This is a genomic window from Desulfosporosinus sp. I2 (assembly GCF_000960765.1).
In the GTDB taxonomy this organism is placed as follows: Bacteria; Bacillota; Desulfitobacteriia; order Desulfitobacteriales; family Desulfitobacteriaceae; genus Desulfosporosinus.
Genome location: NZ_JYNH01000125.1, coordinates 1 through 13626, shown reverse-complemented (window position 1 = coordinate 13626; position 13626 = coordinate 1). Strand labels below are relative to the sequence as shown.

7 protein-coding genes and 1 pseudogene are annotated in these 13626 nt (G+C 41.7%); 7 read left to right on the top strand and 1 reads right to left on the bottom strand.

All coding sequences use genetic code 11. From position 1 onward, the window contains the following. Positions 1-107: 107 nt before the first annotated feature. The 6 genes and pseudogenes from UF75_RS20250 (at position 108) to UF75_RS20235 (ending at position 8679) form a co-directional block, all read left to right on the top strand. Positions 108-2096: a hypothetical protein gene (locus UF75_RS20250; protein ID WP_156146537.1), complete on the top strand. Its 1989-nt coding sequence runs from the start codon at positions 108-110 to the stop codon at positions 2094-2096. Positions 2097-2152: 56 nt separating this feature from the next. Continuing rightward, on the top strand, positions 2153-2836 hold the full coding sequence (locus UF75_RS20245; RefSeq protein WP_045576369.1) for a uracil-DNA glycosylase: 684 nt from the start codon (positions 2153-2155) through the stop codon (positions 2834-2836). A gap of 139 nt (positions 2837-2975) precedes the next feature. After that, positions 2976-3464, top strand: a pseudogene (locus UF75_RS27560) (uracil-DNA glycosylase); the annotation flags it as partial. Positions 3465-3694: 230 nt separating this feature from the next. After that, positions 3695-5047, top strand: coding sequence for a peptidase U32 family protein (locus UF75_RS30410; RefSeq protein WP_242860363.1), 1353 nt, complete (start codon positions 3695-3697; stop codon positions 5045-5047). Continuing rightward, the gene (locus UF75_RS30405) at positions 5010-6266 is read left to right on the top strand and encodes a DUF3656 domain-containing protein (protein ID WP_242860362.1); all 1257 of its coding nucleotides are present in this window, start codon (positions 5010-5012) and stop codon (positions 6264-6266) included. The genes UF75_RS30410 and UF75_RS30405 overlap by 38 nt, the downstream gene beginning before the upstream one ends. A 49-nt stretch (positions 6267-6315) precedes the next feature. Further along, complete coding sequence (locus UF75_RS20235) at positions 6316-8679, top strand: endonuclease MutS2 (protein ID WP_045576368.1); 2364 nt, start codon at positions 6316-6318, stop codon at positions 8677-8679. Positions 8680-8834: 155 nt separating this feature from the next. Here the strand turns inward: UF75_RS20235 and UF75_RS20230 are convergent, their stop codons facing one another. Beyond that, positions 8835-11468, bottom strand: coding sequence for a PBP1A family penicillin-binding protein (locus UF75_RS20230; protein ID WP_045576367.1), 2634 nt, complete (start codon positions 11466-11468; stop codon positions 8835-8837). A gap of 598 nt (positions 11469-12066) precedes the next feature. On the opposite strand from UF75_RS20230, the gene tyrS reads away from it, so the two are divergent. Beyond that, positions 12067-13332, top strand: a complete 1266-nt coding sequence (gene tyrS, locus UF75_RS20225) for a tyrosine--tRNA ligase (RefSeq protein WP_045576366.1) — start codon at positions 12067-12069, stop codon at positions 13330-13332. Positions 13333-13626 lie beyond the last annotated feature (294 nt).

Sequence of the window (13626 nt, the reverse complement as noted above, 5' to 3'; positions counted from 1 at the left end):
ACCCATGGAAAGAATACTTGTAGAAAATAATTATGGGGAAATTAGCAATGATATTACGTTGCCTATTTATATGATAGTAGGTGGAGAAAATGGTGTATAATTCGATTTTGATCGAACAAACTCTACATGGATATGCTAGTGGACACCATTTAGTAGCATCATCAATAAAGCTTTCAGAGAAATCTAAACTAAAAATGGAAATTTTAAGTGATTTGTCAGGTCCTGAAATTCAAAGTGGATTTAAGGAATATTATACAGGATACTTTTTACCAGAGGATCATAAGGCCGTTCTGAGTTATACTTGGTATGCTGACGAGATGGAGCGACCAGGATGTGTGTGGACACATTCATTACTAATCGAGCCTAGTGATCTACGTACAATCGGAGTTGACATTTATCAACTAATTAATATGTTTTGCAGACCAAGTAACTCAATAGATTTTTTGAGTTATAATAAACAAATATTCTTGGAAATACGGGATTATAGTAATTCTATTAACATGGATAATGCAAAATTACAATATTTGATATGGGCAATATGGGGAAATAAGTCACCTGCAATAATTCTGGCGGATAACTCGAATGATTATGCAAAAGAGATTATAAATCTATGGACTCGTCAAAATAACGATTTAAAACAAGGGTTCTCATTTTCAACAGGTTCTTTGGCTATCAGAAAATTCGAAAAAGACATATTGAGTCTGCAAGTTGTACCAAGACGTATTCTAAATAATGTGTTGAGAATACAAGACGAAAGCAATGTGCTTAAAGAAATTAGTGACATAAAAACTTTCCCAGTTTGGGTTGTTAAAGCATGTGAACTACAGCTTAAGGATGCATGGGAGGATATTAATAAATTCAGAAGCAAGTTTGGCATACAATATTTACGCAGTGAATCTTTAGTTCAGTTTGTCAAATTATATGTTGGAGCTAAAGCAGAAATACGTTGCTTAAATATTGCTGAGGGGTTAAATATTATTGAAAAGATATTTCCAACAAATGAAAAAGAGGAACAAGGGTCTTTATTTATAGAGCTGTATAGTGCTAATGAATTTCGCGAATGGATAAGTGAAGATAATTCATTAAAAGTGCTAGTATATCTTGTTGGATGCAAGTGGCTTACAGTTAATTCGGTACAACTTGAAAAATTAATTAATCAAGGATTGATTTTAGATAGTATTAACTCTAAAAAACTAGTTAGGTATTTAAAAAATGAAACAAGTAATATAGGCGAAACTATGTTAAAAATATACGCAAATACAATTCCACAAGAGATGTTTGAAGACTTTACGGATATGGAATTAGATATGTGTAGTCTATTGATAACATTAAATCCTGCTTTTGCGCAATGTGAAAAAATATGGAAGCAATCTAGGGGATTCCAACAAGAAATTTTACAATGTTTAAAAAATCAAATGAAAAGAGTCGATTTGATAGACAATATATTAACTATAGTTTTGGACAATAGTTTGTTTGATTTCGGAAAGGAATTATACGGTTTATATGGTGAAAAATCCATTAATATTTTTGTAGATTACTTATTAGGATTTAGAATACTTGCGAGTGAAAAATTCGAATCTATTAAGGAAGTCTGTAAAGAACATGATAAATATTGTGTGCAGACTATTGAAACAAAATACAATGAATTGGATTATCGACAGCTTATTATGATGTTGGAGATTACAGATCCTTACTCTTATTCAGTGGCGAAAATGAATGATAAATTATGGATTCAAATTTTTGATAAAATTAATATTTCTATAGTGTCAGATGAAGATAAGATGACAATTGCATTGTTCTATTTTCCTGTTATTTTACAGTCAAAAAGTACATTTCCTTTGTATATTGTTGGTTTTGCATTTGAAATTATTCATTCAAGTGTCGCTAGACAATCATTGCCAAGCGAACACTGGAGAAAAATAGAAAAATTATTGCCCGAAAATTCATGGTTAAACCAATGGGATAAATGTAAGAGATTGCGAAAGGCCGTGAAACGAAAAGGATATAAATTGAAAGCTATAGAGGATAAAGAAAATTTCGATATCCATAAAGGAATCGGAGGAATTCACATGCGCAATGGGAAAGGCCCCGTATGATGGCGACAAATTAAGAGCAAAACTCATATGTGAAAAATCGATAAAGGAGAATATTTATGAACATGATCCAAAATGATTGGATCGATGCAATTGGCACAGAATTAAATAAACCATATTACACCAAATTATATAAATTCATTATCGAAGAATATAAAAACCATGTGATTTATCCACTTATGGACGACGTTTTTAACGCATTTAATTACACACCTTTAGCTAAAGTTAAAGTTTTGTTGGTTGGACAAGACCCATATCATAATGAAAATCAAGCTCATGGATTAAGTTTTTCAGTAATGCCACAGCAAAAAATTCCACCCTCACTAATTAATATATTCAAAGAATTATATGATGATTTAGGCTGTAAAATCCCCGACAACGGTTATCTAGGAAAATGGGCGGATCAAGGCGTTTTATTGCTGAACACTGTCCTTACTGTGCGAGCTCATCAAGCTCATTCACATCAAAGAAAAGGATGGGAGCAGTTTACGGATGCTGTAATTCATGCAGTAAACGAACAAGATAGACCACTTGTGGTTTTATTATGGGGAATTCCTGCACAACGGAAAAGAAGCATGCTGACAAATCCAAAACATTTGATTTTAGAAGCTCCACATCCAAGTCCACGGTCCGCATATAAAGGGTTTTTTGGAAGTAAGCCATTCAGCAGGACAAATGAATATTTGAAAGCCAATGGGATAGAGTCGGTTGATTGGCAAATTGAAACATATAATGGTGTATGAACAATTCTTTATATTTATAAAAAGAGTATGCTGCACCTTTTTATAAACTAATTTGTCATAATGATGTGCATATATTATTATAAAATATACATTGGGAATAGGTTGATAATCATGTGTATGATGAAAGATACATAAAAATAGAAACCCCTATCATGGACCTAATCAGGCCCACGGGCTTAGTTTTTCCGTTAAACCAGGAATAGCTCCACCACCCTCCTTAGTCAATATTTTTAAGGAGCTTAAGAGTGATTTAAATTGCTTTATTCCGAATAATGGCTATTTAAAAAAATGGGCAGATCAAGGAGTACTTCTATTAAATACAGCACTGACCGTTGTCGCTGGCCAGGCAAACTCGCATAGGAATAAGGGCTGGGAGACATTCACAGATAAGGTGATTACTCTTTTAAACGAGCGACAGGATCCGATGGTATTTATACTATGGGGAAACAACGCTCTTTCCAAGATGGGCATAATAACTAACCCGAACCACTATATCATAAAATCACCTCACCCTAGCCCTCTCTCAGCATCTCGCGGCTTTTTAGGGAGTAAGCCCTTTTCTAAAACAAATAATTTTTTAAGCTCCAAGGGAAAAACCCCCATAGACTGGCAGATTGAAAACCTATAAGTGAAAAGAAGGCATTGTACAATAACAAGTACACTGCTTTTTTTACTATGCACATGAAAATCATTTTCAGGGAACTAATGGTTTATTTCATCAGCTATTTGTGAAAGAGTTTCTACAAAGCCCCAATTGTACAAATTATAGTTAAACAATTATAATAGAGTTATTGTCCACAGCCAGCGCACGATGTTGGTTTAATAACCTAGTGACCGGAATGGGAGAGTAACAATTAAATGGATGAAATCAAAAACAATCAATCCCGAGCTCTGGAACTTTTGGCCCCTGCAGGCAGCTTTGAGGCCTTCAAAGCTGCGGTAGAAAATGGTGCAGATGCGGTCTACCTGGGAGGGAAAAGTTTTAATGCAAGGGCAAGTGCTGCAAATTTTGACATAGAAGAGCTGCAAAAAGCCGTTCGTTATGCTCATGAACGACAGGCTAAAGTGTATGTGACAGTTAATATTCTCATTGCTGATCAAGAGTTTCAAGAACTGTTGAACTATCTTTACACTTTATACGAAATAGGTGTCGATGCTGTGATCCTGCAAGATGTTGGGGTTGCAGAATTAATTCATATGATTCTTCCGGAAATGGAAACCCATGCGAGCACACAAATGACGGTGAATACTAGCTGGGGAGTCCAGCATCTTGAATCCCTTGGCTTTAACCGAGTAGTGTTGGCAAGGGAGACCTCGGCGGCTGAAATGAAAGCAATTGCTGAACAGACGCCTCTGGATCTTGAAGTCTTTGTGCACGGTGCACTTTGTATCGGCTATTCTGGACAATGTTTGATGTCGAGTTTTATCGGTGGACGGAGTGGAAATCGCGGCACGTGTGCTCAACCCTGTCGGATGACGTATCAGCTAGTTAATGAAAGAAAAGAGAACCTTTTAATCCAGAAAAGCACAGGGGAACACTTGTTAAGCCCTCGGGACTTAAATTTAGCGGAGGAACTGACAGTGTTAAAGCAAGTTGGCGTTCATTCTCTAAAGGTCGAGGGTAGAATGAAGCGGCCAGAATATGTAGCAACTGTGATACGGCTCTATCGGCAAGCAATAGACCGGATTGGAGTCGTAGATCGGCAAGAAGGTAGTGCAGCTGCCCCTTTGCTAACCCCAGGAGAGCATCAGGAATTATTACAGGTATTTAATCGAGATTTTACAAGCGGGTATTTTAAAGAAAACCTCGGCGCAGAGCTTATGAGCTATAGCCGACCTAATAATCGGGGTACACGTCTCGGACGAGTGACTCGCCTAGAAGCCGGGCGGTTATCGCTTAAACTGGAGGCCGCACTACACCCAGGGGATGGAATCGAATTTTGGACGGGTCGTGGGCGAGAAGGGGTTACCGTTGGACTGATCTGGAAGGACCAAATAGTGATTACTGAAGGATTACCCGGTGAGACTGTACAGATTGAATTTTCCGGAGTAGCTCAGCCGGGAGACCGAGTTTTCAAGACTAACGACGCCTTATTGATGGAAAAGGCTCGGCAAAGTTTTCAAGAGGGGCGAGAGCAACGCAAAAGTCCGTTGGCCCTGCGTCTTTCTGGGCATGAAGGGGAAAAAATTGTGTTTAGAGGTCATAGGTAACGAGCACAGCGTCACTGTTTATTCAACGAACCCAGCTCAAAAGGCATTGAAAAGGCCCCTGACTTGGGAGTATGCCTTCCAACAGTTAGGGCGATTAGGGACAACCCCTTTTTGGCTTGATAAATTGGAGCTAGAGATTGATGATGGCATCATGCTTCCAGTGAGCGACTTAAATGAAATGCGTCGCTTAGCGATCGAAGAGTTACTGCAGGACAAGCCTAAGCAAACAGTTGACCGACAAACGTATCGTCAGAGGGTAGAGCGCTGGAAACACCGTCAAGGGGAAGAACGGGCAGATTTACAAACTATCAAAAGCATTATTCCTCAGATATCGGTGGCTGTGAGCGATCCGGAAACACTTCAGGCTGCCATCCAAGCGGGAGCGAAGCGTGTCCTCATTGGTGGGGAACATTGGCGTTCTCGACGAGGGTTTTCTCTCGAGGAAATTCGAAGTAGTTTTGAAAGGTGCCGTAAGCAGGGAATTGATTGTGTATGGAGGTTACCCCGCATCTTAAATCAGGGTCAGAGTGAACGTCTCTTAGGGGAACTGGAAAAGGCGAGTGGATGGGCAGAAAAACCGAACCTTATGGTTGCAAATCTCGGAGAGTTAGAGATCTTGAAGGCCGTAGATTCGGATTGGGCCTTTGAAGTAGATTACTCCTTAAATGTGTTTAATGAAGCTAGCCTCGCTTACTTTATACGGCAGGGCGCTAAAGCGGTGACGCTTTCTCCCGAACTACACCACGAACAACTTGGTCCTTTAGCCAAATGGCCGGGGGTGGAGCTACTAGTGTTCGGAGATCTGGAGATGATGGTGAGCGAATACTGCCCCGTGGGGGCAACGCTAGGCGGGAAAAAAGGAGATCACTGCGCTGGAACATGTGTAAAAGAACCGCACTATCTGCGCGATCGCATGCGTTATGATTTCCCAGTGGAGACTGACCAGGAGTGTCGGATGCATCTTTTTAATGTTAAGATTCTTAATCTATTTGAAGAGCTTGCCCAAATTCGGCGTATGGGGATTTCATCCGTTCGTCTTCAATTAACTCGGCAAACTCCTGGGCAAGTTCGACAGATTGTTCGTTTGTTTAGTGAAGCTTGGGATACATTACATGATGGCAAAAGGGCTACATGGATGTCAGATGAGGGGATGAATGAGTTAACCTCTCTTTTCCCAGAGGGATTTACAAAAGGGCATTTCTTCCGCGGTGTGCTCTAAGTAATATGTGTTTCTTTGATAATGGGTTTTATTGAATTGAGGAGGAACTATGGGAATAGAAAATAAAGTCCTAAATAAACTGGACTTTCCAAAGGTGTTGTCACGTTTAGCAGATTATTGTATCCTTCCAAGAGCAAAGGAACTGGCCATTGGCTTGGAACCCTTTGTTGATTTGGAATCGGTTCGCTTGAGACTACAGGAAACAGACGAGGGAAAGGATCTTTTGCGAGGAAACCCCCTTTTCTCAGTTCGTGGGGCCAAAGAAATTCGTCCCTATCTTGAGCGCTGTTTACGTGGAGGAATGATTCATGGAGAGGAACTCCTTGAGATTCGCGATACGTTAGGAGTAGGACGGAAAATAAAACAACTGCTTCTGGAATTCAGAGAGCAGTTTACTGGGTTATGGGATATCGCGTTACCTATTGAACCACAAAAAGATCTTGAGGATGAAATCTCCCGTTGCATTTCGGAAGATGGGAAGGTCGCGGATAATGCTTCCTCAGAATTAGCAGACTTTAGGAGAGCCATAAGTCGTCTACAGAACCGTATTCGAGAAAGCTTAGAGGGCACTTTGCGCAACTCGAGCTATCAGAAGATGCTTCAAGACCCTATTATTACCCAGCGTTCTGACCGTTACGTAGTACCGATCAAGCAGGAATATCGGACGGCATTTCCTGGTATTGTCCATGATCAGTCAGCAAGCGGAGCAACCTTGTTTATTGAACCTATGCCAGTAGTTCAGTTGGGCAATGAGCTTCGCGAGGTGATTTTAAAAGAACAACGTGAAGTCCAGCGAATTCTTCAAATGCTTTCCGCTCAAATTGAGGTACGTGCGGATGCAGTTGCGGATATTCACGAAGCCTTAGCTGGGCTAGATTTAGTCGTTGCCAAAGCGCATTTAAGTGTTGCGATGAACGCAGGTGCTCCGGAATTAATTTCAGAGCAACAAATAAAGTTGGTCCAGGCCAGGCACCCGCTGATTGGTGGAACGGTGGTTCCGCTTTCGTTAGAATTAGGGGTTGATTTTGATACGTTAGTGATTACCGGGCCCAACACTGGTGGAAAAACAGTGGCCCTTAAAGTAGTCGGTCTTATGGCCGCCATGAATCAGTCGGGTCTTCATATTCCAGCGGAAAGCGACTCGCGTATGGGGGTATTTACCCAGATTTTCGCGGATATTGGGGACGAACAAAGTGTCGAGCAATCCTTAAGCACCTTTTCTGGGCACATGAAAAACATCGTAGAGATCATTAATCGTTCAAACGGACGGTCTTTAGTTTTGCTCGATGAGGTGGGAGCGGGGACCGATCCGACTGAAGGGGCAGCCTTGGCGATGGGGATTTTGTCGGAACTTCATGAACGAGGCTGTCGAACGGTATCGACGACTCACTATGGTGCATTAAAGACGTTCGCTTACGAAACTCCACGAGTTAAGAACGCTTCAGTGGAGTTTGATACAGAAACTTTACGGCCAACCTATCGGTTGTTAATAGGAATACCCGGGAAAAGTAATGCCTTTACGATTGCCGGCCGGTTGGGTTTGAGTGAGCAAGTTTTGGAAAAAGCCAACTCCTTTGTGACGGAACGGGAAATGCAGGTGGCCGATCTCATCGAAAACTTGGGAGAAACCCACCGAGAAATCGAATTAGAAAAGCAAAAAGCTACAACAGGTAGGCAAGCGCTCGAGAAACAAAGTAAGGCTTTAGAAGAAAAGTCGGTCCGTTTAGATGAAGAGTACGAACTCTTGCTAGCCTTAGCGAAGGATGAAGCCAGCGAAATCATCAGGGAAGCTAAACGTGAAGCAGATGCTTTAATAGAGGAGCTAAAAGCGGCTCTTAAAAAAGAGACAAAACAGCAACAGGATATTGAAAAGGCCCGTCAAGGCTTCCGTCGAATTTCTACGAAGCTAGATCAGGGCCGACCAGTAAAACGCGCAGGGAGTGAATTGTCGGCTGATCAGATCATGCTTGGGCAGACGGTACAGTTGACAAAGCTTAGGCAGAAAGGGCAAGTTGTTAAACTTCCCAATGCTAATGGAGACGTCTTAGTTCAAGCGGGCATTATGAAAGTGATGGTGCCGCTGTCAGAATTGAAATTAGCGCAGGAAGAGAAAAAACCCAAACCTAAATATTCACGGGAAATGGGGATTGGAATTCGAAAAGCGGAGGAGATTCGCAGTGAGATTGACCTGAGAGGAATGCTCGTTGAGGAGGGTACTGAAGCCTTAGACAAGTATCTTGATGACGCCGTACTCGGAGGAATCGGTCTGATTTACGTCATTCACGGCAAGGGTACCGGGGCTATGCGTGCAGGAATTCAGGATTTCTTGAGAGGGCATCCACATGTGCGGAGCTTCAGGATCGGGGAATATGGAGAAGGGGACTCTGGGGTGACGGTTGTAGAACTCAGGTAAATTCAATAAGATAGATCTTTTTTCAATTAGAGGATTATTCACCCCTAGCTGGTGAATAATCCTCTAATTATATAGTATATAAACAAAGTTCTTAAATAAATCGGGGCGGTAATTAACTCAAAGAAGTTTTTACCGCCCCTTATTTTGGGCTTATCCTAAGTTAGGATTAATTTAACGATATTCGAGGACGGTCCGACCGCTGACTCTTTTGATTTTTGAAAAGAAGCTCTGAAGAAGTAGGAACCTGGGATAGGGGCTTCGTCGTTTACTACGAGTGAGAAGGAAAGGAATCCCTTTGAATTCTTAACGGTTATGCTTCCTGCAGGCTGACCTGGACGTTGAATATAGATAATTGTAGAATATTTTTCTATTCCTGACGGGTTAGTGATCGGGATGGTCACCTGAGAGGTTTTCGGATCGTATTTGACTTCCCCAAGGATTGGCGCAGGAATTGGCGTCACCTGGGATGTGCCATCTTGTGGAGGTGCCAATGGATCAGCACCAAGGATGGGATCAAGAATTAGGTCAGGAGCCGACTCAACTGGTGGTCGGTAGGGCGCTTCGTTGGATGGCCATGGCCATGAGGCATCGCGATTGGGTAAGTTTAAGAAAGTCTTAGTTATAGAGTTGTTTGAACTTGGGGGCGCTAACATATTCGGATGATCTGCATCGACCGCTTTTTGAATCCAGACGTCACTGACCCGAGTGGGAAAATCCCCTTGGGCTGCAATTTCTGTAGCGACGAATTCCGAGGGAGTTAAACTACTGGGAAGGAGTCCCGATTTAGTATCAAAGGAGCCGCTGATAATCCCCGAAGGCTGTTCAAATTGTGCTTGAACAGGGAGATCCTTGAGGGCTGCCGTCATAACTTTCTTCCAGATCTGAGCAGGATAACTCCCCCCATAAACGTTGTGCAAATAATGCTGACCGTCTGGGTCAGAGTCGTAACCCATCCAAACGACCCCAGCATAGTTGGGAGTATAGCCAGCAAACCACGCGTCGGGATTACCCGATTTATTACCATATTTATCAGGGTCCAATGAGGTCGTGCCAGTTTTACCTGCTACAGCCCAGTTCCCAATTCGAGCGCTAACGCCTGTTCCGTTGGTCACGACACTTCGTAACATACTGTTGACCAGATAGGCAGTCGTTTCTTTCATAACTCGGTTTTTGGTTATTTTCGGGGTAATTAAAGTATTCCCTTTAGCGTCTAATACTTTTACAATTGCATGATCATCTACTTTAACGCCATTGTTAGCGTAAACCCCATAGGCGGATGCCATGTCTAGGGTGGTTACATGGGTAGTCCCTAAAGCAAGGCTCAAGACTTTATCTTCGGGTTCAAGAGGAAGCCCAAGATTGTTTTTCCCGAACGACCAACCGTAATCAACCCCAATGAGGTTCATAAGTTTAACGGCATAGACATTGACGGATTGTTCAAGCGCATAGCGCATGGTAATTAAGCCCTTCCAGCCTTTAGTGATAGTATCAAAGTCAGTAGGTGACCAAGATTTGCCATTTCCGCCATTATAGGTTACTGGCATATCGTCAAGAACGGTGCCAGGGAAGTATCCACCTTTCTCGAGGGCGGGTCCGTAGACAACTAATGGTTTAATCGTTGAACCAGGTTGACGCTTGGATTGCCAAGCCCTGTTCAGTCCCCGTGGCGTATAGTCTCTTCCACCGACCATCGCCTGAATATCACCGGTTGAGGGCTCTACAATGGTTATGGACCCTTCGATCTTTGTGTTATCAATGCTTTTGGGAAAATTGGCTGGGTCAGCAAAAGCAGCTTCTGCTGCACTTTGGATTTTTGGATTAACCGTCGTATAAATCCGTAAACCACCGCTGTAGATTTGTTCAGGAGTTAAATTATAGGTAGTTTCTAATTCTTCAATCACGTAATCTACAAAATAGGGGAATTTATAGTTTGTAGTGGACACTGCGGTTTTTTCAGCGCCGCCGCGTTCTTTCTTCATGGTCTCGACGTAGGTAAACGGGGTATCTTTTGCATCGTTATACTCTTGCGCGGAGATAATTCCAGCATCCCGCATAACCCCAAGCACAGTAGTACGCCTATTTTTTGCAGATTCGGGATGAATATAAGGATTATATTGACTAGGAGCCTGAGGTAAACCGGCCAAAAGAGCCACTTCAACAGGTGTTAAAGCCTTAAGATCTTTGCCAAAATAGGTTTTGGCAGCGGCTTGGATTCCAAACGACGATTCGCCTAGAAAGATTTTATTAAGATAAAATGTAAGTATTTCTTCTTTTGTGTATTCTCGTTCCAGTTGGATAGCAAGGACTGCTTCTTGAATTTTTCGAGTAAATTTTTTGGCCGTTGGATCATCGATAAAGGCATTCCGAGCAAGTTGTATGGTAATGGTACTTGCCCCTTCTTTAGCGCTTCTGGAGCGAATATCGTTAAGAGCAGAGCCGATAATCCGAATGGGGTCAACACCAATATGTTGGTTAAAGCGCTTATCTTCTACCGCAATGAACGTATCCTTAACAAGATCAGGAATATCGGAATAATTAACTGTTTGACGATTCTCGTATCCGTGTAATAAAGCGAATTCGGTGCCGTCTTTGTCATAAACGTACGAGGTCTGTTTTTTATCATCAAGTGACATTGGATCCCATTTAGGAGTATTCGCTGCAGCGATTCCAACAAAAATCGCTACTCCAAGCATGGCAATAACAATAAAAACCATCAATAATTTCAAAGCTATCCGAAGTTTGGATAAGCGCTTACGGCGCTTAGGACCCGTTGGTTTTTGGGATGACATAATAAAAACCTCCTAAAAATGAATTGAGGCCAGAAAACTATTTTGATTTCCTGAATTATATCATACTTTTGCAAAGACAAGGAAATACTAATAAAGTATGAATCAAACCAAACTATTTTTGGAATAAAGAGAGTTGCGAGCTTGCCGGGGAAATTGTATAATGTGGTCAATGAAACGGATAATGCAAATGTATGATTGAGAAGAAACTTGGTGAACGGCTGAAGAGAGTCGATGTAAGGTGCAAATCGACCCAGAAACCAAGAGTTACACCTCAGGACTAGAGTTAGAAAACTCTCGGATCAGCTCGTTATCGCTGATGAAGCAGGTATTCGTTTTATTACGGATTCAATGTGGGTGGTACCGCGGAAGTATTTTCGTCCCTCAACCTTGGGTTGGGGGACTTTTCCTCGTACTAGTCAGAAAGTATAACTTCGTTATATACTTTCTGGAAGCATAAGGGCAACTAAGGCGGCCGCCTTCGCAAGGCTTGGCACCAGCCAAGTTTTCTTTATTTCTAGAAAAGCATTAGGAAGACTTTGGAATGAGGAATCAAAATAACGATCACGTCGATTATCATTAACAAAGGGGGATATAATGTATGGATATTTTTAAGGAGTTACAAGGTCGGGGGCTAATTTATCAACACACAGACGAAAAGGCCTTGCGCAAAAGGTTAGAGAAAGGTCCGATTGCTTTATACTGTGGATTCGATCCAACGGCAGATAGTTTGCATATTGGGCATTTGCTTCCACTTTTAGTTTTAAGAAGGTTCCAACTTGCGGGACATAAATCGATTGCTTTGGTGGGAGGTGGAACTGGGTTAATCGGGGATCCAAGTGGTAAAGCTGCTGAGCGGACGTTAAACCCTAAAGAGGTTGTGGAACAGTGGGCACAGAAGATAAAAAATCAGTTGGGCCGTTTTTTAGACTTTGAAGCTCAAGAAAATCCTGCAATTCTCGCAAATAACTATGATTGGTTAGGCTCTCTTCAAGTCATTGAGTTCCTTCGTGATATTGGTAAGAACTTTCCCTTGGGCGCTATGCTAGCCAAAGATGCGGTAGAATCCCGCATGACTAAAGGGATATCCTTTACAGAGTTTAGTTATATGATCCTTCAATCTTACGACTATCTAAAACTCAACGAAATGTATGGTTGTGAGATGCAGATTGGTGGAAGTGATCAATGGGGTAATATTACCGCTGGAATTGATTTAATTCGACGGACTGCCGTCCAGCAGGAAAAAGAGACTTACGGTCTAACGTTACCACTTGTCACAAAAAGTGATGGTACGAAGTTCGGAAAGACGGAATCAGGAGCAGTTTGGCTCGATCCTGAAAAGATGTCACCGTACAAGTTCTATCAATTTTGGCTAAACACAGATGACCAAGACGTTGTTAAGTTCTTGAAATACTTTACCTTCTTATCAATGGAAGAAATTGAGGAATTAGCACGAGGGGTAGAAAATGAACCTGAAAAGAGAAGCGCACAGCGAGCTCTAGCTATCGATATGACAAGGCTGGTTCACGGACAAGAGGCGCTCGATCGGGCAGAAAAAATCTCAAAAGCACTTTTTGGGGGAGGTTTGGAGAATCTGACTTCTACTGAAGTGGAAGAGGGTTTCAGTGACGTGCCTTCGACAACCGTTGAAGACCCTGAAACCAGTCTAGTTGATTTATTAGTACAAGTGGGAGCAGTTTCTTCAAAACGTCAAGCTCGAGAGGCGATAGAGAACGGTGCCATCTATATTAACGACATTCGGCATACAAAAGTAGAGACAACAGTTTCCCAACTGGAATGTTTAGATGGGAAATATCTAGTCACTCGCCGTGGCAAGAAAAACTATTATCTGATAAAAGTTCACTAAGATCTTTCAATGTCTATATACAGGTACCGAATACGATTGATTAGTTAGATCGTTGTTCGGTACTTGTTTTTGTCTGATAATCGATATTTTGTTAATTTAAACATTTTATAATTTGCAATAAAAAACGGTTGACAACGCAGTTCTCAGATGTTAATATATCCAAGTGCCGCAAAATTAACGACTAAAGCAAGTATATGCAGAGGGAACTTAATCTTAACGGTGACAAATTAGTTGTTGACAACGAGAGTTGAAAATGCTAATATGTAATTCCGGCCTAAACAGCCAAAAAGATTA

What these genes read in the sequence shown, in the direction of transcription:
- UF75_RS20235 (WP_045576368.1), top strand. Translation starts at nt 6,316, where the DNA reads ATGGGAATAGAAAATAAAGTCCTAAATAAACTGGACTTTCCAAAGGTG.
- tyrS (WP_045576366.1), top strand. Translation starts at nt 12,067, where the DNA reads ATGGATATTTTTAAGGAGTTACAAGGTCGGGGGCTAATTTATCAACAC.
- UF75_RS30410 (WP_242860363.1), top strand. Translation starts at nt 3,695, where the DNA reads ATGGATGAAATCAAAAACAATCAATCCCGAGCTCTGGAACTTTTGGCC.
- UF75_RS20230 (WP_045576367.1), bottom strand. Translation starts at nt 11,468, where the DNA reads ATGTCATCCCAAAAACCAACGGGTCCTAAGCGCCGTAAGCGCTTATCC.
- UF75_RS20245 (WP_045576369.1), top strand. Translation starts at nt 2,153, where the DNA reads ATGAACATGATCCAAAATGATTGGATCGATGCAATTGGCACAGAATTA.
- UF75_RS30405 (WP_242860362.1), top strand. Translation starts at nt 5,010, where the DNA reads ATGAAGGGGAAAAAATTGTGTTTAGAGGTCATAGGTAACGAGCACAGC.